At 49.2% G+C, this 25,556-nt stretch carries 20 protein-coding genes; all 20 read left to right on the top strand.

The genetic code is table 11. The features are described from left to right. The first annotated feature begins 143 nt into the window (after positions 1–143). The 20 genes from DFR28_RS03175 (at position 144) to DFR28_RS03075 (ending at position 25,546) form a co-directional block, all read left to right on the top strand. Positions 144–1,397: a glutamate-5-semialdehyde dehydrogenase gene (locus DFR28_RS03175; RefSeq protein ID WP_113953393.1), complete on the top strand. Its 1,254-nt coding sequence runs from the start codon at positions 144–146 to the stop codon at positions 1,395–1,397. Further along, positions 1,398–2,399 carry a nicotinate-nucleotide adenylyltransferase gene (gene nadD / locus DFR28_RS03170; RefSeq protein WP_113952840.1) on the top strand — a complete coding sequence of 334 codons (1,002 nt, stop codon included), beginning with the start codon at positions 1,398–1,400 and terminating at the stop codon, positions 2,397–2,399. A gap of 9 nt (positions 2,400–2,408) precedes the next feature. Then, positions 2,409–2,882 (top strand): 23S rRNA (pseudouridine(1915)-N(3))-methyltransferase RlmH, encoded by a 474-nt coding sequence (gene rlmH, locus DFR28_RS03165; protein ID WP_113952839.1) that lies wholly within the window; start codon positions 2,409–2,411, stop codon positions 2,880–2,882. Positions 2,883–2,884: 2 nt separating this feature from the next. After that, positions 2,885–3,466 (top strand): Maf family protein, encoded by a 582-nt coding sequence (locus DFR28_RS03160; RefSeq protein ID WP_113952838.1) that lies wholly within the window; start codon positions 2,885–2,887, stop codon positions 3,464–3,466. Positions 3,467–3,518: 52 nt separating this feature from the next. Beyond that, on the top strand, positions 3,519–4,997 hold the full coding sequence (gene rng, locus DFR28_RS03155) for a ribonuclease G (protein WP_170131957.1): 1,479 nt from the start codon (positions 3,519–3,521) through the stop codon (positions 4,995–4,997). A gap of 52 nt (positions 4,998–5,049) precedes the next feature. Next, complete coding sequence (locus tag DFR28_RS03150; RefSeq protein ID WP_113952837.1) at positions 5,050–8,889, top strand: YhdP family phospholipid transporter; 3,840 nt, start codon at positions 5,050–5,052, stop codon at positions 8,887–8,889. A 15-nt stretch (positions 8,890–8,904) separates the two neighbouring features. After that, a complete protein-coding gene (locus tag DFR28_RS03145; RefSeq protein WP_113952836.1) occupies positions 8,905–9,750 on the top strand; it encodes a carbon-nitrogen hydrolase family protein in 846 nt (281 codons plus the stop codon). A gap of 15 nt (positions 9,751–9,765) precedes the next feature. After that, positions 9,766–11,214 carry a metalloprotease TldD gene (gene tldD / locus DFR28_RS03140; RefSeq protein WP_113952835.1) on the top strand — a complete coding sequence of 483 codons (1,449 nt, stop codon included), beginning with the start codon at positions 9,766–9,768 and terminating at the stop codon, positions 11,212–11,214. Then, positions 11,211–12,551, top strand: coding sequence for a metalloprotease PmbA (gene pmbA / locus DFR28_RS03135; RefSeq protein WP_113952834.1), 1,341 nt, complete (start codon positions 11,211–11,213; stop codon positions 12,549–12,551). The genes tldD and pmbA overlap by 4 nt, the downstream gene beginning before the upstream one ends. A gap of 79 nt (positions 12,552–12,630) precedes the next feature. Then, the gene (locus tag DFR28_RS03130) at positions 12,631–12,909 is read left to right on the top strand and encodes an FmdB family zinc ribbon protein (protein ID WP_113952833.1); all 279 of its coding nucleotides are present in this window, start codon (positions 12,631–12,633) and stop codon (positions 12,907–12,909) included. Positions 12,910–12,912: 3 nt separating this feature from the next. Continuing rightward, positions 12,913–13,611 carry a DUF502 domain-containing protein gene (locus DFR28_RS03125; RefSeq protein WP_113952832.1) on the top strand — a complete coding sequence of 233 codons (699 nt, stop codon included), beginning with the start codon at positions 12,913–12,915 and terminating at the stop codon, positions 13,609–13,611. Further along, positions 13,595–15,418, top strand: coding sequence for an aspartate--tRNA ligase (gene aspS, locus DFR28_RS03120; protein ID WP_113952831.1), 1,824 nt, complete (start codon positions 13,595–13,597; stop codon positions 15,416–15,418). Before DFR28_RS03125 ends, aspS begins: the two co-directional genes overlap by 17 nt. 96 nt (positions 15,419–15,514) lie before the next feature. Further along, positions 15,515–16,525, top strand: a complete 1,011-nt coding sequence (murB, locus tag DFR28_RS03115; protein ID WP_113952830.1) for a UDP-N-acetylmuramate dehydrogenase — start codon at positions 15,515–15,517, stop codon at positions 16,523–16,525. 289 nt (positions 16,526–16,814) lie between these two features. Continuing rightward, the gene (locus tag DFR28_RS03110; RefSeq protein ID WP_113952829.1) at positions 16,815–18,302 is read left to right on the top strand and encodes a tetratricopeptide repeat protein; all 1,488 of its coding nucleotides are present in this window, start codon (positions 16,815–16,817) and stop codon (positions 18,300–18,302) included. Between the two features lie 32 nt (positions 18,303–18,334). After that, positions 18,335–19,339, top strand: a complete 1,005-nt coding sequence (locus DFR28_RS19555; RefSeq protein WP_170131913.1) for a hypothetical protein — start codon at positions 18,335–18,337, stop codon at positions 19,337–19,339. 16 nt (positions 19,340–19,355) lie between these two features. Continuing rightward, a complete protein-coding gene (locus DFR28_RS03095; protein ID WP_113952826.1) occupies positions 19,356–20,624 on the top strand; it encodes a hypothetical protein in 1,269 nt (422 codons plus the stop codon). A gap of 35 nt (positions 20,625–20,659) precedes the next feature. Beyond that, on the top strand, positions 20,660–22,303 hold the full coding sequence (locus tag DFR28_RS03090) for a tetratricopeptide repeat protein (protein ID WP_113952825.1): 1,644 nt from the start codon (positions 20,660–20,662) through the stop codon (positions 22,301–22,303). Between the two features lies 1 nt (position 22,304). Next, positions 22,305–24,422, top strand: a complete 2,118-nt coding sequence (locus DFR28_RS03085) for a PEGA domain-containing protein (protein WP_113952824.1) — start codon at positions 22,305–22,307, stop codon at positions 24,420–24,422. A 1-nt stretch (position 24,423) separates the two neighbouring features. Next, a complete protein-coding gene (locus DFR28_RS03080; RefSeq protein ID WP_113952823.1) occupies positions 24,424–24,705 on the top strand; it encodes a hypothetical protein in 282 nt (93 codons plus the stop codon). A 37-nt stretch (positions 24,706–24,742) separates the two neighbouring features. Next, positions 24,743–25,546 (top strand): MotA/TolQ/ExbB proton channel family protein, encoded by an 804-nt coding sequence (locus DFR28_RS03075; protein ID WP_113952822.1) that lies wholly within the window; start codon positions 24,743–24,745, stop codon positions 25,544–25,546. Positions 25,547–25,556 lie beyond the last annotated feature (10 nt).

Here is a 25,556-nt window from a genome sequence, read left to right as displayed (position 1 = left end):
TTGCAGCGACTGATGTTTTCGCGAGTATCGACGTCGTCGCTTCGAGTAGTAATCGATAGTAGTAATCGATTAAAGTAGACAGTTAATAAAGGTAGGCAGTCCGGCGCAAAACCGGCGACCGTGAATACATGGACAAAACAGCAGTGAATGTAACAGAATATATGCAAGCCATGGGCGCGCGCGCGCGCGCTGCTGCACGGCATATGGCCGCAGCTACTTGCGGGCAAAAGAATGCGGCGTTGCTGGCTATCGCCGAGCAGCTAGAGCAATCACGTGAAAGTCTTCAGAGCGCTAACGCTATCGATATGCAGCAGGGCCAGCAGCGTGGTTTAGATGCCCCAACGCTGGATCGACTCGAGTTGACTGACGATCGAATTAACGCCATGGCCGATGGTTGTCGCCAAGTTGCAACACTAGCCGATCCAATTGGCGAAGTTACCGACTTGGCATACCGTCCGAGTGGGATTCAAGTTGGTCAGATGCGGGTTCCATTAGGTGTTATTGGCATTATTTATGAGTCGCGACCTAATGTAACTGTCGATGCGGCGATTTTGTGTATCAAATCCGGCAATGCCACGATACTCAGAGGTGGTTCCGAGTCGATCAATTCAAACAAAGCGGTGGCGGCATGTATATCTCGTGGTCTCGAACAAGCTGGTTTGTCCGCAGATTCGGTGCAAGTAGTAGAAACCACTGACCGGCAGGCGGTGGGCGAATTAATTACCATGTCGGAGTATGTCGATGTGATCGTCCCGCGCGGCGGAAAGAGTCTAATTGAGCGAATCAGCAATGAGTCCCGCGTGCCAGTGATTAAACACCTGGATGGCATCTGTCATGTGTATATTGACCGTGATGCCGACTTGGAGAAAGCGATAAACATTGCGTTTAATGCAAAAACTCATCGGTACGGGGTATGTAACGCCATGGAGACCTTGTTGCTCCATAAAGACATTGCGAATGAGTTGCTTCCGAGTTTGGTTGAGCGTTATGTCGCGCACGGTGTTGAGTTGCGTGGTTGTGAAAAAACTCGAGCGATCATCGCTATGAATGCAGCGACTGACGAGGATTGGTCAACCGAATACCTAGGTCCTATTTTATCGATTAAAACCGTTGATAGTTTTGATCAAGCGGTGGAACATATCGCGCGTTATAGCTCGGCCCACACCGAGAGTATCGTGACTGAGAGTTATACGCGAGGTCGATCTTTTATGCGGCAGGTGGATTCAAGTTCCGTAATGATCAATGCATCAACGCGTTTTGCTGACGGATTTGAGTACGGCTTAGGTGCTGAAATTGGCATTAGTACCGATAAGCTGCATGCCCGTGGCCCGGTTGGCCTTGAAGGCTTAACTTCTCAAAAATACGTAGTGTTTGGTGACGGACATGTGCGGAGCTAAATGTCTGAGTTGATCGGGCTTTTTGGGGGCACGTTCGACCCGGTACACAATGGTCATTTGGGTGCGGTCGAACAAGCCGCCAGTCACCTGCCATTTAGTCAAATTCATTGGCTGCTAAGTGCTCGACCACCACATAAGACTTCAGTCAACACCGATGTTGAACATCGGTTCGCTATGCTGCAGCTGGCACTAGCCGGGCACCAACAGTTCGTGGCCGATGATCATGAAGTGCAGCGACCGAACAAGTCTTATACTGTGGATACTGTTGAGTTTTTTAAGCAACAATTTCCACGAGCATCGCTAATTGTAATTATTGGTGCTGATAGTTTGATGAGTTTACCAAGTTGGCATCGGTATCCTGAGCTGCTGGATATGAGCAATTGGCTAGTATTACGTCGCCCAGGTTACCCAATTGAGGTGCCATCTGAGCTTAGTGATCGATTTGTCTCGTCAGCGGATGAGTTATTGCAATACAATGCGGGCCGGATTTGGTGCTTTGAACACACCGATATCAATATTTCCTCTACGCGATTGCGGCATGAGCTTGAAACCGCTCCGGGGCCGCTGGCACATGATTTTTTGCCGAGTGCTGTTTTGGCCTATATTCGCGAACATCAACTGTATAAAATACCCAATATGAATCCAGAACAAATTAAAGACCAGGTTGTTGAGGCGCTTGAGAATATCAAGGCGCAAGACATCAAGGTAATAGACATTGCCGATATCTCAGACTTCGCAGACTACATGGTGGTCGCGAGTGGCACCTCAGATACACACGTAAAAGCATTGGCGCGTGAAGCGTCCGACTCGCTACGTCGACAAGGAGTAAAACCCTTGAACGAAGATGGTGCCGATGTTGGCGAATGGGTATTAGTTGACTTTGGTGATGTGGTCTTGCATGTCATGCGTCCAGAGGTCCGACAGTATTATGATCTTGAAAAACTTTGGGATGAAGACGTTCGCGCATTGGTGAAGAAGCATCGCGAACAAGAAGATGCTTAGCACTTAATTATGCGGATCAAGCTGTTGGCAGTTGGCACTAAAATGCCAGCTTGGGTTGAGCAGGGCTATCGCGAATACGCGCAGCGTATGCCTGCCCTATGTCAACTGGAGTTGCATGAAATCGCTGCTAAAAAGCGTGGTAAAAATGCAGACACGGCCAGAATTCTTCGTGATGAGGCTGCGCTGCTTACAGCGGCTATTCCTGAATCGTATTTGACAATAGCACTGGATCGTCGCGGCAAGCATATTGACACTGAAGGTCTCGCAACTCATTTGCAGTCGTGGATTGATGATAGTCAAGACATCGCGATATTGATTGGTGGTCCTGAGGGGATTGATCCGAACTATCTGCAACAAGTAAGGTTAAAGTGGTCTTTGTCAGCAATGACATTTGCGCATCCGGTGGTGCGAGTCATGCTAGCTGAACAGCTCTATCGTGCGTGGAGTATTAACGCCAACTTACCCTATCATAGAGGCGATTAGCCATGACAGATATTCAACTGATTCTTGCTTCTGGGTCTCCACGTCGCAGTGACCTGCTCAATACCATGGGAGTACCGTTTACGGTTCATGTGCCTGATATCGATGAGAGCCGTCGAGAGGAAGAGCTGGCAGAAGACTATGTCACCCGGATGGCGCGAGAAAAAGCCCGTGCCGCCTACGCTGAGCTCGATCCTGCTAAGTATGCAATATTGGCGGCTGATACTGTCGTGGTTCAAGGTGAGCGAATTTACGCTAAGCCTCGTGATTTCGAGCACGCCCAGCAGATATGGCAAAGCTTAGGCGCGGCTAAACATCAGGTAATGACTGCGGTTTGCTTAATGGTTCATGATAAACTGAGTGTCAAGTTGGGGCTCACCGACGTCGAATTCGCAACCATCACGGATGCGCAGATGCACGCCTACTGGAAAAGTGGCGAACCGCAAGATAAAGCCGGTGCGTACGCGATCCAAGGGCTTGCTTCAGCTTGGGTTAAATCGATTCAGGGTAGTTATAGCAATGTGGTGGGGTTACCGTTGCGAGAGGTTAATGAGCTACTAGGCACTATTGAAATGAACTGGCTGTAACGGCGTCTATGGCGGTCGCTGCAGCCGAGAACCGATCAGGCAGTTAAACCAGTTGGCCAGCAAAGAAGAAATACTTATCAATGTTACACCGCGTGAGACGCGTGTAGCGGTAGTCGAAAACGGTGTGCTGCAAGAACTGCACATTGAACGAACCTTATCGCGTGGGCTGGTCGGGAGTATCTATAAAGGCAAAGTGGTGCGTGTATTGCCTGGTATGCAGGCTGCTTTTGTCGATATTGGTTTGGACAAAAATGGATTTTTACACGCTGCGGATATCGCTCGAAATGACCCCGCGTTTAGTGGCGCTGCAATGCGCGATATTCCACCAATTCAAGAGTTAGTGCATGAAGGCAAGCATATTTATGTGCAGGTGCTCAAAGATCCCATTGGTAGTAAAGGCGCACGGTTAACCACTGAGTTGAGCATGCCTTCGAGGAACTTGGTGTACTTACCGAATGGCAACGAGATCGGGATCTCACAAAAAATAGAATGTGCTGACGAGCGGGAACGCTTGCGTGATGTAGTGCAACGACAAATTGAACAGCATGATTTAACTGGTGGTTTTATCATCCGTACCCTTGCTGAATCAGTGACTGAAGCCGATATCGCCAATGATATGCTGTTTCAACAGCGTCTGTGGTTGCACGTGAGTAGCAAACTCAAAGGTGCGCAGCCAGCCACCTTAATTCACGAAGACGTGCCGCTGTCACTTAGGACCATGCGAGACCTGGTTCACGATCACGTAGAGAAAATCCGCATAGATTCACGCGAGAGCTATGAAAAGGCGCGTGATTTTGCTCGCGACTTTATGCCAGAGTTAGTCGATAAGCTTGAGTATTATCCTGGCGAGCAGCCATTATTTGGACTTTACTCGATCGAGCAAGAAATTGAGAACGCTATGCAGCGTAAGGTTAAACTAAAATCTGGCGGTGATTTGATTATCGATCAGACTGAGGCGATGACTACGATTGATGTGAATACGGGGTCGTACGTCGGTCGGCATAGTCAGGAAGAGACCCTATTTAAGACTAACTTGGAAGCCGCAACCGAGATCGCCCATCAACTGCGGTTGCGTAATTTAGGTGGAATTATTATTGTCGATTTTATCGATATGCAGAGTCAAAACCACAAGAAACAAGTGCTGGCGGCGCTCGATGCGGTTTTTGCCAAAGATCGAGTTAAGATAAACATTACGGATATCTCGCCATTGGGCTTGGTTGAAATCACGCGAAAGCGCACACGGGAGAGTTTAGAGCAGATACTGTGTGAGGCCTGTCCTACCTGTGAAGGGCGCGGCACGGTTAAAACCATACAAACAGTTTGTTATGAGATTCTGCGAGAGATTTTGCGCGAAGATCGACAATATAAGGCTCAAGCGTATACGATTGTCGCAGCACCTCGAGTGGTCGAGTTGTTACTTGACGAAGAGGCGAGCAGCCTTGCAGACTTGCAAGAATTTATTGACCGCCCAATCAGCCTACAAGCTGATCCATTGTTGTCACAACAAGATTACGATATCGCGCTGGCATGAGACAAGTGATTATCCAATCAGGCCTGCCTAAATTTTGGCAAAGGGTAATTTCATGAAGTTTCTGAGAAACTTTCTGTTAACTTTGGGCTTTTTGTATTTGCTGTTTTGGGGCAGTTTGGCCGCGTATTTTAGTTATGCTGAATCACATAAAGACCTATTAGAAGCTAATCTTTCTTCTTTGTTTGATCGAGCCGTTAGTGTTGGCTCGGTACGCACTGATTGGCAAGGGTTTACGCCGCATGTGCAGATTAGTAATTTGAGTGTGGCCGGTGATCTACCTAATCAACCCGCTTTAGCGTTTAACTCGTTGTCGGCCGCTGTGAGCCCCGGTTCGTTGCTTAAGTTCTGGCCGAAGTTTACTGAGTTTGCGGTTGAAAAACCGATGCTGGAGATTGTTTCCTTGCCTAGCGGGCAACTGCAAGTGGCGGGTATTGCCTTGTCGTCTAGCTCGGATGGGCCGGCTACGCCGAAGCGATTGCTGTCGTGGCTGCTTGATCAAAAAGCGGCAGCATGGCATGACGGAGAGTTGCTGTGGCGTGGCCAAGCTGACCAACTAAAGCGTTATCGAAATATTTCTTTTGTCTATCAACGAGTGGAACAGGTTCGTACCATTCAAGCTGCCATTACCACCTCCAAAGGCCCGCTGGCGTTTACGGCTACTGCGACAGGCAACATGCTTTCTGACAAGCTTTGGGATGCTTCGTTAGAGGTGCTAGGTGATCAGAAGCAGCGGTTGCTGCGCGCGCAAGATATCTCGCTGGAAGTCGAGAATGGCGTGGGTCAACTGCAGCTAACGCAACTCGATGTTGAGCGGATTCGAGACTTTATTCGTTTAGCTGGGTTGTCGCGTGAAGCTGGTTGGATACTGGACGCAAACCTAAATGGTCGGTTGCATGATGTTGAGTTTGAGTTCTCGGGACCTTTGTTGGCGATCGAGCAGTGGGAGTTACGTGCGGCTGCGTCCGATGTGAGCTTTAAATCAACCGGTGATGCACCTGGAATGAATCGCTTGAGCGGGCAGTTGTCAGCATCCAAGCAGGGCGGCGTGTTTGAGTTTTACACCGAAGGAGCGCAGTTTGATTGGCCGCGCTGGTATCAGCAGCCATTCCCTGTGGAGCGAGCCACGGGCGAATTTACTTGGCGCATTAATACCAATGGCAACATAACCATCGCCCTGATTGAAGGTGAGTTTGTTGATGAAACTTTGAGCATTTCTGGTTTGAATGCAACCTGTCGGTTAGATAGTAAAGTTCGTGAGGTGGCGAGTTTTGGCGAACTGTTTACTATTGACTCGGTGAGTGAACTCAGTTTTGAGGGCGGTGATTTAGTGCGCAATCCAGCCAGTTCAGATGCGAGTCCGCTAATGCTCAATGCGAGCGCTGAGTTCAGCGTGTCAGATGTGAGTCAGATAATTAATTATCTGCCGTTAGATGATCGACTGGATAAGTTTCGAGACTGGTCGGTCAATGCATTTAAAAGTGGCGAGTTTACTAATGGTCGAGTCAGCTATCGAGGTGAAGTTTCGCGGAACGCATTGAAGGTTGGTAAAGCTCAGTTAGAAGCGCGCGCGCGTTTTAATGATGTGCTTGTCGACTATGGTTATCAGCGTGATTGGCCAGCCGCAGAACGTGGGCGTGGCACGGCAACTATTCGCAATGAACTGCTCAGTATTGTTCCTGATGAGCTGTGGTTGAATGGCGACGAGGTGACCGATGGCCAGCTGCAGATATCTAAGCTTTTTCAAACTGATCGAACCTTAACGGTGAATGGTAAAACCAGTACCTCATTGGTCAAGGGCTTGGACTTTTTGTTCAAAGGGCCGCTAATCAATCCAGCGGATCAATTAGACGAGTTGCCGGTTCAAGCTACTAATGGGCAAGTTGATATTGATATCGCGGTAAGCATTCCGTTGAACAAGATCGAAGACGCCGCAGTGCAAGGTACTGCGATTGTGCGCAATGGTCGAGGTTTGCTGCCGGAGGGAGTGCCGATTTCAAAAATTAACGGTACTGTTGAATTCACCGAGCGAAGCGTTACGTCCTCCGATATTAATGCGTTCTTTTTGGGCGGGCCCACAAGCGGTAAGTTGATTACGGTCGCCGAAGCTCAGCCACCGGTTATGAAGTTGCTGGCAACTGGACGGCTTGCCGCGGATGCACTCGAGCCTTGGCTTGGTGAGCACATGTTAACGTGGTTTGACGGCAACGCCGCTTGGCAGGGCGATTTGCTGATTGATGGTCCCGAAGTGACTATTTCTGGGGTTTCTGATCTTAAGGGTATTGCTGTTTCGGCGCCAGCGCCACTGGGCAAGTCGGCCGATGCAGAAACTAACATGCGGTTATCGATGACCTTGGGCGGTAAGTCCACGGTGCCTTCCATGGCGATAAGCCTGCAAGAGGATATGCAGGTGCGACTTGAGGGAAATACTGCGAGTGCCTCGTCGTCACTATTTGATAAGGCGCTGATCAGCCTTGGAGCAGATGCGTCATTGCCGCTGAAATCGGGTGTTCATTTCGTGATTGAAAATGATGATATTAATCTCGATGACTGGTTGTCAGCGATCATAGACTTAGCAAGCTTCGAGCCGCGCAAAGTTTCCGAAAATACTGCTTTTCTCGACGCGATGCGGTCGTTATCGATCCGTGCTGCGAACCCAGTTTTATTGGGTCGTGAATTTGGCCCTCTGCAGGTCTCGGCGGTCTCCGTTGATGGTTTTAACTGGGTTGGGACATTAGATGGAGATAATGTCAAAGGCACTATGCAAATGCAGCCGCGTGCTGAACTCGGGTCGTATACATTTAATTTAGCGTATGTGGATATCGTTGAAGCGCCCGATGGAATAAGTGAGCCAGCGCCAATAGACTATAGTTTACAGCCTGCCGATTACCCCGCAATATCGTTGACTGCAGACACATTCAAATTGAGCGGGAAGAATTTAGGTAAATTAGTGTTTAGCGGTAAACCTAAGGGCAGTGAGTGGCTGACTGAGGAGTTTTTGCTAGAGCAAAATGGCATCCGTACCGTGGCGCGTGGTGGTTGGCGAAATACGGATGCCGCTGGATCCATATCCTCATTTGACTTCAATACCGTGATCGATGAGGCCGAAGGTGCTCTTACCGATATGAGTTTCGATGGCATCATTAAGCGCGGCACTGGCACCTTGAGTGGCAATGTGAACTGGATTGGTGCGCCACATGAATTTGACTATGCGCGATTAAATGGTGAATTTGATCTGCGGATCCGAGATGGGGAGTTGGTTCAGGTTGAGCCTGGGTCAGGAAAGCTGCTTGGTCTGCTTAACTTTAATGCAATCGCGCGACGTTTGATCTTTGATTTTCGAGATGTGTTTGCATCGGGTTTGAGATTCGATCGTATGCGCTACACCGGTCTGCTGGCAGACGGAGAGGCGATTTTCCGTGAGGCTTATATATTTACTCCCGCGGTATTTGTGCGAATGGAAGGTAAGCTTGATTTAGCGCAGGAACTAATTGATATGGAAGTTCATCTGTCGCCCGAGCTTGGCGGTAATCTGGCACTTTTAAGTGCGCTGGCCAACCCTACTGCTGGAGCGGTGGTGTTTATTACGCAGCGGTTATTCAAAGATGAAATGCGTGAGTCTAGTTTCAGAAGCTACCGCGCGCTCGGAAGCTGGGAGGACTTCGAGATGGTGGAGATGAAGAGTAATGAGCCAGAGCCGCTGACTAGTGCGCCAGAGCCTGATAAGTCCATGCAAAATCTCGCGTTAGCGCGTGACGACACAATTCAACAAGAGCCCTCTGACTCGTTATTGGTGCCGCTCGATGACACGAAGCTCGACACTCAGTTAGAATCGGCTGAATTGGAGAGAGCTTCAGAAGCGCAAGAGCTTGAGTCTCCGGCGCTGGATCGGTGAGCGTCGGCAAACCTTATGCCTAAAACAATGTTGCGCATCGGTTGCTTGGAAATGAGTTCAGGTCCGGATGTGCAAGAAAACCTGAATGTAATCGCCGCTGCCGTTGATGCGAGTCCTCTATTGGATCTACTGGTGTTGCCAGAGAATGCCGTGCAAATGCCTTCTAGTAAGGCGTTGCAATATGTCGAGTTGGCGAGCGGAGGCATAGTCCAATCGGCTTTGTCTGAGTTAGCGGCTAGCAAGCAGATGGCGATTTTACTAGGCTCACTCGCTGTCGTTGAGAGTGATGGGGCTAATAGGACTAAGCCGTATGCTCGTTCGTTATTGTTTGATCCCTTAGGTAAATTGGTTGCGGCGTATGATAAGTTGCATCTGTTCGATGTGGACACACAGCCCGGGGCGTCGCACCAGTATCGAGAATCCGACACCTATCGAGCAGGTGTTGTGTCGATTGAGCAAACCTCTCCGAAACAGTTGGTCTTCAATGATTTGCCTCTGCAGCTTGGACTAACAATTTGTTATGATCTGCGCTTTCCCGAGCTGTATCGACTTTTGGCTCAGCGTGGTGCTCAGTTGATCTGCGTGCCTGCAGCATTTACCTATGAGACCGGTAAAGCGCATTGGGAGACCATGCTTCGTTGTCGAGCTATAGAGAATCAAGTGTTTATCGCGGCCGCCGCACAGGTTGGAAAACACGCAAGTGGCCGCCGCACGTGGGGGCACAGCATGATAATCGACCCTTGGGGCGAAATTATTACCGAGCAAACTGATGGTCAGGGCTTGGTTTTTGCCGAAATCGACCTCACAAAGATAGAATCCCTCAAAGAGCGCTTCCCCGTGCATTTGCACCGGCGGCTCTAACTTACAAAGAATACTATGAATCAAAACCATTTTGAGATCGCCCAAGCAACCTTGCTTGAGCCCACCGGTTTGTCGAATGCGGATATTAGTTCGACCATGAGTCGCCTCACCAATGTTGCGGGCTGTGATTTCGCCGACCTGTATTTCCAATACTCCAAACATGAGAGCTGGTCACTGGATGAGGGCGTGGTTAAAAGTGGTAGCTTCAACATAGATCAAGGGGTTGGTTTACGCTCTGTATGTGGCGAGAAAACGGCTTTTGCTTACAGCGAGGACTTGCATGCTCCCGCTATTTTAGCGGCTGCCGATGTGGTCGGAGCGATTGGTCGACAAGGTCGGGATGCACAGCAAACTCGGCAATGGCGCCCGCAAGGCATCAAACCCTTGTATCAGCAGGCCGATCCGATAGCGGCACTTGGCGATGCCCAAAAGGTGTCTATTTTGGAGCATGCCGATCGTGCGGCTCGCAGTCACGACTCTCGTGTCGTCGAAGTCATGGCGAGCCTGTCTGGTGAATACGAAGTGGTATTAATTGTTACCAGCGATGGCCGGCAAATCCCAGATGTTCGTCCGCTGGTTCGCCTCAATGTATCGGTGATTGTTGAACAGAACGGTAAGCGTGAACGCGGCTCTATGGGCGGTGGTGGTCGTTTTGGTTTCGATTATTTTGATCATCAAACTATTGAACATTATGCGCATGAAGCGGTTCGCCAAGCATTGGTAAGTTTAGAAGCAATTGATTCTCCTGCCGGTACTATGCCTGTTGTGCTTGGACCTGGTTGGCCCGGTATCTTGTTGCACGAGGCGGTTGGTCACGGCCTTGAAGGCGATTTCAATCGGAAGGGTACCTCTGCGTTTTCAGGTCGTATCGGGGAAAAAGTCGCCAGTGAGTTATGCACTGTGGTCGATGATGGCACAATCGCCGATCGCCGTGGTTCATTGAGTGTTGACGATGAAGGTAATCAAACACAGAACACCGTGCTGATCGAAAAAGGCATTCTTAAAGGTTATATGCAAGACGAACATAACGCGCGGTTAATGGGGATGTCAGTAACTGGCAATGGTCGACGCGAATCGTTTGCGCATTTGCCTATGCCGCGTATGACCAATACTTATATGCATGCTGGTGAGCATGATCCTGAAGAAATTATTCGCAGCGTTAAAAAAGGCTTATATGCGGTGAACTTTGGTGGTGGTCAGGTTGATATTACGTCTGGTAAGTTCGTATTTTCATCGAGTGAAGCGTATCTCATTGAAGACGGTAAGATCACCGCGCCGGTTAAAGGCGCGACGCTCATTGGTAGTGGTCCTGAAGCGATGCAAACGATTAGCATGGTCGGCACTGATATGTCGCTCGACTCGGGCGTCGGTGTTTGTGGTAAAGATGGCCAAAGTGTGCCGGTTGGAGTAGGTCAGCCAACATTGAAAATGGACGCGTTAACCGTTGGCGGAGTGCAATTATGAGTAAGTTAAACACCGGCGTGGGAGTTAATTTGACCGACGCAGCACAATTCGCCTTGGAATACGCGAAGCAGTCAGGCGCTGATCAATCTGAGGTGTCGTTACATTTAGGCACCGGTGTCTCGGTGACCGCTCGCCAGCGCGAGTTAGAGACAGTAGAGAAGCATAACGACGCACAACTGGTGGTGAGTGTTTATCGAGAGCATAAGACTGGTTCGGCTAGTAGTGCGGATCTGAGTGAGTCGGGTATAAAAGCATCGGTAGATGCGGCTATGTCGATCGCACGCTATACCGGGGCCGATGATTGTCTTGGTCTAGCCGATGCCGATGGCATGGCAACTAAGCCACTCGATCTTGATTTATATCATCCGTGGACTGACGATGTTAGTCAGTTAGCCGATATCGCGTTGCAGTGTGAGTCGGCAGCGCTGGATGCAGACAGTCGAATTAGTAACACTGAGGGAGCGTCAGTGAACTCTTACAGTGGGTGTGCGGTCTACGCTAATTCCCATGGCTTTTTGAGTGAGACGTCAAGTAGTCAACATAGTATTTCGTGTTCAGTTATTGGCGGCAAAGATGACTCAATGCAGCGCGACTATTGGTATGACAGCAATCGAAACCCCCTAAAATTACAGACCGCAGAAGAAATCGGTTTAACTGCTGCGCGACGCACCGTTGAACGCTTAGGTGCAAAGCAGATTGGTTCATGCCAAGCGCCAGTTATGTTTGATCCTTCGTCAGCTAAATCGCTTATTGGCCATCTTATTGGTGCCTTAAAAGGCGGCGCAATCTATAAAAAGGCTAGTTTTATGTTAGATAAAGTCGGTCAACAAGTGTTGCCAGACTTTGTCTCGATTACCGAAAACCCTCATATTCTTGGCGCTGCTGGCAGTGCCTACCATGATGGTGAGGGCACCGCGACACAGGCGCAGCGTAGCTTAGTCAGCGGCGGTGTCTTACAGGGCTACGTCTTGGCCTCATATACCGCTCGCAAGCTGGGTTTGCAGTCAACCGCTAATTCTGGTGGAGTGCGCAACCTTAGAGTCTCGAACACGGGTCAAGATTTTGCTGAGTTATTGAGTCAAATGACTACAGGCTTACTGGTGACAGAACTCATTGGCTCGGGCATCAATATGGTTACGGGCGACTACTCGCGCGGCGCTGCCGGTTACTGGGTTGAGAACGGTGTGATTCAGTATCCGGTTGAAGAAATCACCATTGCGGGCAATTTGCTGGACATGTATCAGCATATGGTGGCGCTGGGCAATGACTACGATACACGCGGAAATACCGAATGTGGGTCAATTGTCATTGAAAATATGACGATCGCCGGCAGTTAGCGGTATAATGCGCGGCCTAGTTATAGGCTGCAGGAATGCGGGCGACAAGCCTATTTTAGAAATCTACGAGTAATTTTCCATGCCAATCTATCTATATCGCTGTGCTGACTGTGGTCATTCCTTGGAAGCGTTGCAAAAAATGAGTGACGCAAAACTGACGGATTGCCCTGAGTGTCAGGCTCCAGCCTTGCAAAAACAGATCACCGCTGCCGCGTTCAAGCTAAAAGGAACCGGTTGGTACGAGACTGATTTTAAAAATTCGGGTAAGCCTGCGGCCGCTAAGGCGGCCGGATCTGAGGCTTCCTCAGATACCAAGTCGAGCTCTTCTGCAGGTCCTGCTAGCGCCGGAGCCGAGTAAGTCATGATGATTTGGCTGCGTCGTTATTTTGTTGCAGGCCTATTGGTCTGGTTGCCATTGGTGGCGACCTATGTCGTATTGTCATTTGCGATTCGTTTGATCGACCGCAGTTTATTGTTACTGCCGCATTCGCTGCGACCTGAGACGCTGATTGGTTTTCAGATTCCAGGGCTTGGCGTTATTCTAACCCTGGCGTTGGTGATTGTTACTGGCTTGATCGTGGCCAACTTCTTTGGTCGTCGACTGATTAGCGCTTGGGAGTCTGTGCTCGCTCGAATCCCGCTGGTGCGCACGGTATATGGTGCAGTAAAACAAATTACTGCAAGCTTATTCGCGGATGCAAGCCAATCATTTAGAGAAGTGGTGTTGGTAGAGTATCCGCGGCGTGGTTTGTGGATGCTGGCGTTTGTAACGGGAGATACACCGAAAAAATTTCAGCAGGTTGTGGGTAAAGATTTGATCAACATTTATGTACCTACTACGCCAAACCCTACATCAGGATTTTATATTATGGTGCCTCCGTCTGAAGTGATGCGCCTCAATGTGCCGGTGGAAGTCGGATTAAAAATGATTTTGTCAGCCGGTGTGGTTAACCCGCTTGACGACCCGGTTGAAGCCAAGAAAATGGCTGATGAACTACAACGTACCAAAGCAAAGCAAGCTGCAAAAGCTAAACGAGAGAAGAATGAAAGCACTACGTAGTCACCGCTGTGGCGAAGTTAATGAATCCCTAATTGATACTGTTGTTAGCGTCTCTGGATGGGCTCAAAAACGCCGTGATCATGGTGGCGTGATCTTTATCGACTTGCGCGACGCGTCGGGTCTATTGCAAGTGGTCGTCGACCCAGATGCGGTGGACGCCTTTGCAGTGGCAGACACAGTGCGCAATGAGCATGTGCTGCAAGTCACGGCTAAGGTACGCGCGCGTCCAGAAGGTACGACCAATAGTGATTTGCCAACTGGTATGGTGGAAGTCTACGCGACTGAAATTAATGTGTTAAATCGCTCTGACCCGATTCCTTTTCAGTTAGACGAAGATGATGTTAGTGAGGCGGTTCGCTTAAAGTACCGCTACTTAGATTTACGACGTGAGCAAATGCAGAAGATTTTCCGTTTGCGGAGTCGCGTCACTAAGTATTTTCGAGATTTTCTTGAAGCTGAAAATTTTGTTGATATAGAAACTCCGATTTTGACCAAATCCACACCTGAAGGTGCGCGTGATTATTTGGTGCCAAGCCGCGTTCATGCTGGTGAGTTTTTTGCCTTGCCGCAATCTCCGCAACTGTTTAAGCAGCTGTTAATGGTTGCTGGATTTGAGCGCTATTATCAGATCGCACGCTGTTTTCGTGATGAGGATTTACGTGCTGATCGTCAACCTGAGTTTACTCAGTTGGATATTGAAACGTCGTTCATGAATGAAGACGAAATCATGGACATGATGGAAACCATGATTCGTGATCTATTCAAAATCACCTTAGATGTTGAGTTGCCAGCCGAGTTTCCGCGCATGACCTATGCTGATGCGATAGAGCAATACGGTATTGACCGCCCAGATCTGCGTAACCCGCTGAAACTGGTATCGGTTACTGATTTGGTTAAAGAAGAGGATTTTAAAGTGTTCTCTGGGCCCGCTAATTCTGGTCATGGGCGAGTGGCTGCATTGCGAGTACCTAAAGGTTCTTCTCGACTTAGCCGCAAGGAAATCGATAATTACGCAGACTTTGTTGGTAATTATGGTGCTAAAGGGTTGGCGTATATCAAGGTCAATGATTTGGAGGCTGGCCGTGATGGTCTGCAGTCGCCTATCGTCAAGAACTTATCAGATGCTGCGCTTAACGACATAATGTTGCGCGTTGAAGCGCAAGACGGAGACTTAGTGTTCTTTGGTGCTGACACGGCAAAAGTGGTTAATGACTCATTAGCCGCCTTACGCAATAAATTAGGCGAAGATCTGAGTTTGCTGAAAGGCACTTGGGCGCCGATGTGGGTTATCGACTTTCCGATGTTTGAGAAAGACAGTACTAGTGGACGTTGGACGTCGCTACACCATCCATTTACAGCGCCTAAGCTTGATCAGCTCGACGAGTTATCGAGCAATCCTGGCAACGTATTATCACGAGCGTATGACATGGTGTTGAATGGCACTGAGCTTGGTGGTGGTTCCATTCGTATTCATCAGACTGACGTGCAAAAGCAAGCGTTTACCGCGCTAGGTATTGATGACCAAGAAGCCGAAGAGAAATTTGGATTCTTGTTAGACGCTCTGCGTTACGGTGCTCCGCCACACGGTGGTATTGCGTTCGGCATAGACCGAATTGTCGCGATGATGTCTGGCGTTGATTCTATTCGCGATGTTATTGCGTTTCCAAAAACACAAAAAGCGTCGTGTCTGCTGACTGACGCGCCAAGCGGTGTAGATAAAACGCAATTGCGTGATTTGCATATCCGCCTAAGTGCTTCCGCCCAAGCAGCGCAAAACGCTACGCAGGAAGAGGGAGAGTCCAGTTAGTTTGGACTCCCATGCATAAGTGTTCGACACCAACCCAGAGTTCAGTGCACACTGCTCTGGGTTTTTTATCGGCTGTGATATCTCATTGGAGTGGGTATGGGGCAATTGAAGATCATTAGAAATGCGGAGCTGCAAACCTATAACAGTTTGGCAGTGCCGGCTCAGGCAACTCATCTCGCAGCGGTAGGCAGTCTCGCTGAACTTAAGCAAGCGTTGGTATTTGCTGGTGAACATCAGTTGCCGATATTGGTATTAGGTGAAGGCAGCAATACTGTACTAAGTAAGGATTTTTCAGGGTTGGTGATTCTGAATCGCTTGCGAGGAATCGATGTTGTTAGTGACATGGAGGAGTTTGTCGAGCTGGTCGTTGCGGCAGGAGAAAACTGGCATACCTTGGTTGCTTATACAGTTGAGCATGGCTGGAGTGGCCTTGAAAATCTGGCCTTAATACCAGGTCTGGTCGGGGCTGCGCCAATCCAAAATATTGGAGCCTATGGCGTTGAAGTTAAAGATACCATTGTTGCGGTAGAGTGCCTCGACCGCGCTACTGGTGAACCGGTCTCGTTGACTAATGATGAGTGTGAATTTGCTTATCGAGATAGCATTTTTAAGCGCTCACTCAACGACAAGCTAGTAATTACAGCGGTTAGATTCCGCTTGTCGAAAAACACGGCATGCAATTTGAGTTACCCAGCATTGGCCGCTGAAGTCGGTGAGGCGAAAAGCCCTCTAGATGTGTTCAAAGCAGTCTGTGACATTCGGGCTCGTAAACTGCCCAGCCCGAAACAAACTCCTAATGTCGGTAGTTTTTTCAAGAATCCGGTAGTGAGCGCTGAGCAGCATAAAAAGTTGCGCGACGAATTTCCTGAGCTTGTAAGTTTCGCGGTTGACGGTTCATACAAGTTGGCCGCGGCATGGCTTATCGACAAAGCTGGATGGAAGCAAAAGGCGGTGAACGGTGTGCAGGTGCATCAAAAACAAGCACTCGTTATTTGCAATCCGCAGAGGCGTAGTGGTTCAGCCATACTCAACTATGCAAAGCAGATACAAGCCGATATTTTGTCGAAATTTGGCGTTGAGTTGGAAATTGAGCCTAGAATATACTAATTCACAAATGGCTGAAAAATCAGTTTTACTTACAAACTTAGCTATAGTGCTCAATACGCTGTATCGAAACATTTATCAGTATAAGCTGTGCTGACATTTAGCTCACCGTAAGTCAGTTACCGTATTTAGTACCGAGTCATTAGATAGAATAAACCGAGTAAGGGTTTTGTTTTTCCACTATTAAAATCTGATGTTGAGAAATCGGCGTGCTAATTCTTGCGAATACGCGGTCATTATTAATGTTAGACAACCTTGGGTAAAAGATTCAAGCTATAGATTACAGGAGACCATGATCAGAAAAATCGAGAATGCGGACTTATTGTTATGTCGGCTTGCGGTCAGTCGCGCGACACGCCGGCTTTGTTTTGGCGTGCTGTTAATTTCTATCGCTAGTGTTATCCGGCCGGTATTTGCTCAGCAAGTACAAGGCGCATGGACGATTGATGCTTCAGAGTCGCAAACTAATGCTGTTGACGGCGAAATCGAGCGACCAGAGCCAGAGCCAGAGACGGAGCCGCCACTTGCCAGTCAACTAGGTGTGGACTCAACGGTTGATGGCGACAAAGACAATTCGCCAAGTGTTGATCTACCTACTCGCGAAAAAAATGTTCCTTCCAAGCCAATAGTCGATTTGACCCCTGAGGTAAGTCTGAACCTTGAGATCCTATTTAAACGAATTCTCGAGTTGCAAGATAGTGAAGATGCTTTTAGTGCCAACCTTGGCGAGGCTTATCTAAGTTACGGTCAAGCCTTGATGAGCGCGGGTAGACTTGACGAGGCGCGTAAGATGTTCGCGAATGCGTTACACCTTAGCAAAATCAATCATGGTGTTAACAGTCTGGAGCAGCGCCCGATTCTCGGTGCGATGTTTGAGCTGGCGTCTGCAAAAGGGAATCTAGAGGCAGCACAAGACAGTATTAATCGAATTATTTGGCTTGAAGGCCAGTCAGAGCAGGAAAGGGATGCCCTAGCGTTTGACATGGTGGTAAGGTTGGGTAACGAATTTATTAATCGTTTTGAATATCGCCCCAATGCCGGTGAAGCTGGATTAATGTATCTTGAGCAAGCAGAAAAGTATCTTAAGTACGCAATAAAAAAGTATGAGAAAGAGCCGCTCAATCGTTATGTAATGCCTTACGGTGAATTGGCTTTAGTGTATTTTTTGAGGAGTACGATTAAAGTAGACACCGCGACCGAGCGATATAGGTTGCCGGCTGAATGGCAGGAGCGAAAGCTTGATTTTCCACAGAAGAAAATTATTTCCGTACCCAACGGCTTTGCAAATGCCGAGCGATATTTACTAAGGTACTTAGAAAAGGCCAATGCTGAGGGAGCGACAGAGCACGCAGTGAAGGCGCTGATAAATTTAGGTGACTTAAGCCTGTTATATAGTCATCGTGATAGTGCCGCGTTGTACTATCAGTCAGCATGGGAATCGGCTCAAGAGCTGCCAGTTAGCCACCAGCTCTTTGCAAGTTTTCAGAATCCAATACTGCTGCCAGATTTTTATTATTCCCGCACTAGGCCGCCGGTTGAAGACCGGTTTCCGACGGTTTTGGTGCCGCTGAAGTTTAAGCTTGGGAAGTTCGGACGTGTGCGCAGTTTCGGCGAAATTGAAGAGGCGCATCCTTATCCAGACCTGATCAAGCGCGCCAAGAGAGCCGTTAAGCGCTTACGATATCGACCGCTAATAGATCGTGGTCATATGATTGCTAGTGACGAGTTGTCACGTAATATTAAGGTGCGGGCCCCACGTAGCAAATCGGAAAAGGGCTGATTTAAATCCATGCAGATGAGAGTGTTTGACTAATGAATAAATGTTTCGTTTCACACACCAAGGTAGCGCGGTTATGCGTCAGCGTATCGCTTGTATTGTTAGTAGCTGCATGCGCTAAGCCGATCAATAGTGGTGGTGGGGCCGGCGGCCCGAGTGGTCCCTCGCTGCCATTGCCTCCGACTGCTGGCGGAGGAGGGGCGGGTTCCCCATCTGCTCCATCGTTGCCACAACCTCCGTCGCTGCCACAACCTCCGTCGTTGCCACAACCTCCGTCGCTGCCGGGCCAGCCGTCTTCGCCATCCCAATCTTCAGAGGGCGGTGACACAGAAGGCGCAAAAGGGGAGGCTGGAGAGCCGGGTTCTGACGCAGAGTCAGAGCAGCAAGGCGCTAGCAATGGTACTCAGGGTGCCGAGCCACCGGATGAATGGGAAAGCGACGAGGCGGACGGCGATGAAGCCGAGCCAACAGTAACCGATGGTGTTACCTTTGACGAGCCTGAGCCGATTGCCGCCGGTGAGTTCGAGGAGCCAGAGTTTGATAGTCGTGGTGGTCTCAGTGAACAAGAGCTCGAGGAGCTAGAAAAGGAGTTGGAAGAAACGTTAGGTGACTTCGATGAAGAAATTGCGAGAGAAAAGCAATATGCCGAAGATCGCGCAAACGAAAACACTGATGATCAACTTGGCGGGGTAGGCGAATTCGAGGAGTACGATGAGTCGCGCGAGTCCAAATCATCTAAAAAGTCACCAGCGCCTTCGGCTTCATCTAGTTCAAACCAACAAGGCAATGCGACGGCTAGTGATTCGAGCGCTGGCGGTGAGTCGTCTGAAACCGGCAGCACCGAGTCAACATCGAGCGGCCAAGACCCGCAACAAGCCGAGTCAGGCGATGACGCTGATAAGCTTGACGATAGGCAGTCTGATTTACGCAAAAATGACGATATTGTTGCGCGCCAGATCCGCGAAGCCGCTGAACAAGAAACCGACCCAGAATTAAAGAAGAAGCTCTGGGAAGAGTATTACAATTACAAGAGTAACTAGAGGTCGGTTGAACGATATGCTTGAGCTAGCGATGTGGCAATCAAATACAAACATGAGTTCGGTTGTTGGAAAGCTGCTGTGCGGCATCTTTGTTGCTTTGCTGGCGAGTGCTTGTTCAACGTTCGAGTATCATGAAACTAAGTCGGTCAAAATAGCTCGCGTCGATGAAGCGCAAGAGCAACTTATTGATGAATCAACTTTGTTAGATGTAGGCATTGTTCTATTTCATCCGGGTGAGGTCGATCTTGATGCTGATGACTTAGCGTATTCCAGTGTCCGGCAGAGTGAATCGGTATGGTTTACTTCTCAGTTAAAGGAGACTCTCGAGCAGAGTAATGCGTGGGGCATCGTTAGAGCACTACCAAAGCGGACTTTGCCGATGGACGTTATTGTCACAGGCAAACTGATCGAGTCGAACGGCGAGTTTGTTAAAATCAAGGTCAAGGCAGAAGACAGTAGCGGGCGTGTTTGGTTGGATCAAGCATTTGAGCAGCAAGCTAGTTCCTACGCTTATCATCCTGAAATTGACCTTCCTGGCGATCCCTTTCAAGCTACTTTTAGTGAAATAGCCAACGCGTTGTTTAATTATCAGGCGTCATTGTCAGCGGATGAATTACGTCAAATTCGAACTATCACTAAAGTCCTGTTTGCGCGTGATTTTGTGCCTGATGCTTTCAGTGAATATTTGGCTGAGACCGATGACGGTCGTATTTCGTTGTTGCGTGTTCCGGCTAATTCGGACCCAATGATGCAACGAGTCGAAAGGGTCAGAGCTCGCAATGACTTGTTTGTGGATGTCATTCAAGACTACTACCGCACCTTTAACCGTCAGATGGAGGGTCCATACCAAGAGTGGCGTAAGTTAAGCTACAAGCAAGTTTTGTATGCTCGGCAACTGGATGCGCAAGCGCGCAAGCAAAAGGCGGCGAGCGTTTTAGCGATTGCCGGTGGCGTTTTGGCTGCGGTTGAAGGTGATCGGGGTACTACCAGGTTTGCCGGTCACATGGGGATTTTTGCCGGTGCAAATTTGTTTAGATTGAGTCTTTTAAAGTCTGATGAGGCCTTGTCTCATAGTGATGCGTTACGCGAGCTGGGCGAGTCGCTAGAGTCGCAACTGGCGCCGAGCATTGTCGACCTTCAGGACCGAAGCGTGACGCTCACTGGTACCGTCGAGGATCAATTTGGTGAGTGGCGACGCATTTTAGGGGAAATGTTCATCCTTGAAGAGGGGGCGCTTTCAGAGACTGTAAATGATGCTTCCGGCGTTAACCAAGAGGATGACTAGTAAATCGGCGATAGGTGATCATCGCAGCGTGACATATGAATGATTTAGATACCGATTCGGTCAAGCTTGGCACTGCCATTAAACCTGCTGCGTATTCCGCGCCGGGCGAACTTTTGAGTAAACCACGCGAAGGCTTGGAAGGCAAAGGTTCGGGTATCGAGTTACGCGTGACTTCGCGATGGTGGCATTCTGAGTTTAACCTTATGTTGGCGGCATTTGGCTTGCTAGCCGTTGCCGCTGTTCTGTTTGTAATGCTGACGCCAACGCCGGAGTCAACTCAAGCTAAAGTGAGTAAGCTTGTTCAGCTGGATGGAACGAGTCAAGTTGAACAAGCTGTCATTGACGTCGTCGCACCATGGGACGAGAGCCAAGGAGCTGAGGCTCGAGCCGATGCGCAAGATATTTTAGCCGATGTATTAACGCTTAAAAAAAACTTAGAAAGTAAAGATGTTAGGGAATGGGCGGACGACCGCTTTTCGAGTGCGTTAGGCAGCGCTACGTCGGGAGATGAGTTCTATAAGCGGCAACAATTTGCGGAGGCGATCCAAGCGTATCAAACTTCACGTTCGAGTTTGGAGGCTTTGCTTGGATTGGTCCCCGAAGTATTAGACGCAAAATTAGCCGCCGGTGAGGACGCGATTAGCCTCGGCAAAACAGACTTGGCTCGTGGTCTATTTGAGCAAGCACTGAGGCTCGAACGAAATAACATTGAGGCCCTTAAAGGTCTAGACCGAGCAAAGACACTCGATCAAGTCTTGCTAATCGTAAGTCAAGCTAAGGATGTGGAAGAGCGATTCAAACACAATGATGAGTTGACTACGGCGCTGCAAGCGCAGTCTAGATATGAAGAGGCGCTCGCGCTTGATGCCGCTTACGAGCCGGCACTGGTTGGTTTGGACCGAGTGAAGCAAGATATTGTTGATAAGCGTTACCGTGATGCCATGACTGCGGGTTTCAACTCATTGTTTGCGGCTCAGTATACGGCCGCGAAAAACGCTTTTTCGTCAGCGTTGACAATACGCCCAAATGACCCGACTGCCGCTGCTGCTTATCGGCAATCATTAGCATCCGATAAGCGCTCATCACTGAGTGCTCTGTTAAGTTCGGCGAAACAGCTTGAAGCTAACGAGCAATGGCGCAGTGCATTATCAAATTATCAAGTTGTTCTGCAGCGTGACCCCAATCAAATCACGGCTAAATTAGGGAAAATCCGAGCAAGTGCTCGTGCGCAACTGCAAGCTGAAATAGAAAGTGTTTTAAGTGATCAACTCGCTCTGGCTCGCGAGGCGCAACGTCGACACGCGGAAACGGTCTTGGCTGATGCCAAAGCGATACGATCACCGGGGCCGAGCTTGCTTGCTCAAATTACGCAAATAGAGTCTGCGTTTCAACGCATCGACACCAACTTAAAGGTTGCGTTGACGTCGGATTCAGCGACGTCGGTTACGCTGGTTCGAGATGGCTCCAAGCCGCTAGTGCTTGGTCGATTTACGCAAAAGAATCTAGCATTAAAGCCTGGTCGGTATTTGGTCTCCGGCGAACGTTTGGGGTTTCATGATGTGCGTCGTGAGCTGGAGTTGCATGCCGGTGGTGATGACATCATCAAGATATCTATTGTATGTACGCAGCCGATAGTCGGCAATGTAACCTCCGCTGAGAGTAAACAAGCGCAACGTTAATATGACAAAGTTAGATACATCTGAAAATCGCATTATTGCGCCGGTTGATTTTCAAGCGCCTACGGGGGAGACGTCGCGAGCAAGGTTTAAGATGACAGGTACACACTGGGCATTAATCGTTATCGGATTTTTTAGTTTGCTGTTTATTACCTTCATCTCTTTGGCCAAAAGTATTGAGTTACGTGCAATCTCGGCCTCGTTAAATAGTCCTGAAAAATTCAACCGTGTGGCGGCAAACATCTCGATCAGCGCATATATTAAGTTGCCATTGGGTAATCGAATGCTGGTGCTGCCGGGCACCTATCAAGTGGCTGTGTCTGCCGATGGCTATGCGCCAGTATCGCAGTCCATAGACGTGTCCGAGCAACGGCATCAACAATTCGAATTGGTTCTACAGAGACTCCCTGGCGCGCTCGAAATAGTATTGCCCGAGCAGCTCGAAGCTAAGGTGTTGGTGGACGGCGAGCTGGCTGGGTCGATACCTGGGGTAATCACTGGTATCCCCGCTGGCAAACGACAAATCACCGTGGATGCACCATTATTCAGACCCTCGACTCAGAGTATTCTTGTGCGCGGTAAGGGCGAAACTCAAACGCTCTCTATGGCATTAGTGCCTGCCTGGGCTGAATATTCTTTCACCTCCGAGCCATCTGGCGCAGCGGTTATTGTTGATGGTGAATTGCTTGGTGAGACACCGATTGCTACCAAGCTAGAAGAAGGGACCCATGAGCTGGTAATTGAGGCCGCGAAATATAAACCGTTTTCACAAACTATAGCTGTGGTGGCGGAGCAAGGCTTGGTGATCCCCACTATTAGCCTGGAGCCGGCTGACGGCATACTGGAGTTAAGCAGCGAGCCAACTGGGGCTGCGGTGGTATTAAATCAGCAGTTCAAAGGTGTTACGCCATTAAGCCTCAGCGTGCGACCGCATGCAGAGCAATCAGTCAAAGTGTACAAGGCCGGTTTTAAGCTGGCAGATCAAGTGTTGCTGCTCGAACCAAATCAAAAGCAAGTGTCTAACGTGGCGCTGGAGCCGGATATTATCAATGTTCGATTAAGTGTTTCGCCGGCCGATGCCACCGTGTTGGTTGATGGGGCAGTACGCGGCAGTGGGTCTCAGACTCTTGCGTTAAACACATTGCCGCACACAATTAGCGTGCGTAAGCCTGGCTACCGTTCGCAAACTCTAGAGGTGGTTCCAACCCGAACGAATCAGCAGCTTATTAGTATTAACCTGTTGACTGAAGAACAGCACTATTGGGCTCAAGTTCCGGCCGAATATACCAATCGAGTCGGCCATCAAATGAAATTGTTTAAAACCTTGGGCTTGGTCAAGATGGGCTCGTCACGACGAGAAAATGGGCGTCGCTCGAATGAGGTCGAATACCAGGCCGAATTAACCAAGCCATTCTATGTGGCTGTGCATGAAACCACTAACAAGCAGTTTAGAGCATTCAAGAAAACCCATAATTCGGGGAACTACAAAGGCAAGAGCCTAGATGCTAACAAAGCTCCCGCAGTTAATATTAGCTGGCAAGAAGCGGCGCTATATTGTAATTGGTTAAGCGAACTAGAGGGGTTTGATCCATTTTATCAAACCGTGTCTGGATATGTTTCAGGGCTTAATCCCGCAGCGAATGGATATCGACTTTTGACCGAGGTTGAATGGGCATGGCTAGCACGCAACAAGAGTGATGGTTTGTTAGTGTATCCATGGGGGGCGAGCAACACGCCAGCTACAAAAGTAGCCAATTTTGCAGATCAAAAAGCGGCCGAATTATTGGCTTTTACCTTGGCTGATTATGATGATGGCTATCGCGGGCCAAGTCCGGTCGGCCGATTCCCTGAAAATCATCGTGGTTTGCATGACTTGGCGGGCAACGCTGCCGAGTGGGTAAATGATTGGTATTCGGCTAGAGGTAATACTGAGCTCGGCAGCGCCATTCTTAAAGACCCATTGGGACCAAGTATTGGCGAGTTCCATGTGATTCGCGGAGCCAGCTGGGCCAAAGGCTATCTACCCCAGCTTCGTTTGGCGTATCGTGACTATGGCGCTAAAGGCAAGTTTGATGTTGGCTTCCGTGTTGCCCGTTACGCTGGGCTTAATAAGAGTAACTAGTATGCGAGTGGCGATAAATAATTTTGCAATGGTTTTACTGTTAGCGGGCTGTGTTTTACTAGCCTCGCCAGAAACAAGTAGGGCACAGGTGCAAGCCAGCGATAATCCGGTCGCTGAGGGCGTGGAAGATCAAGAGCAACGTATAGAGATACCTGCAGACCCAGCGTCGATAAAAAAAGCCAAGCAGCAGGCACGAGACGCATCGCGACAAAACGATGAGGACTTTATTCCCTCTGAAGAAATTTCCGAAGATCTGCCCGTACCATTCCCGGTCGATATTTGACTGAGATGAACCAATAATAATAGTGAAATCAATCAATATGAAGCTTCAAAAATCTGAGTTCTTTTATCAAGTTGTGGCATTAGTCCTCTCGTTTGTGGTTGTGCACACAATTTATGTGGGCTTGGTTAGGCCAAATGCTGATGCGGTTTTGGAGGCTGAAAGGCAGGCCATCGCGGCACAAACTGAGTCCGGAGAAATAGCTAAGATCGAGCGGTCGGCATGGGTTGTGCTGAAAGACTACGAGCAGGAAACATGTTTCATTCTGATGCTTTGGGTTATGGCGATTATGGGCTTGAAAGCGCAAGCCGTGGTAGCGCAGCGACGATTATTAAACCAATCCTTAATTAGTATTGAAGAGGGGCGACGTGTACTGCCTGAGGATGCGCGTAAGTTGTCTAGGCCGCTGGAAGCGTTGCCACTACCGGAACGAAAATTTTTATTACCGAGAGCACTGAGGGCAGCCTTGAATCGATACGGATCAACCGCCTCCGTTGCCGATGTTTCGACTGTGGTGCGAGACATTTGTGATACCGAGGCGGATCGCTTGGATTCTGAATTGTCGATGGTGCGGTACATTACTTGGGCGATTCCGTCGATCGGCTTTATTGGCACGGTGCGCGGCATCGGAACTGCGCTCGGGAACGCTCATGAAGCGGTTGCCGGCAATATTGCTGCGGTGACGGCGAGTTTGGGCGTGGCGTTTAACTCTACGTTCGTCGCCTTGCTTATTAGCATTGTGATTATGTTTTTAACTCATCAGCTTACGCTAATGCAGGAGCGTATGGTGATGGAGACTCAAGACCATTGTGACCATAGTTTGATCAGGCACCTACAAAGCTAACCTACGACCG

Source organism: Arenicella xantha, from assembly GCF_003315245.1.
In the GTDB taxonomy this organism is placed as follows: Bacteria; Pseudomonadota; Gammaproteobacteria; order Arenicellales; family Arenicellaceae; genus Arenicella; species Arenicella xantha.
The sequence above is the reverse complement of the archived record's forward strand: the minus strand, read 5'-3'. Positions and strand labels throughout refer to the sequence as shown.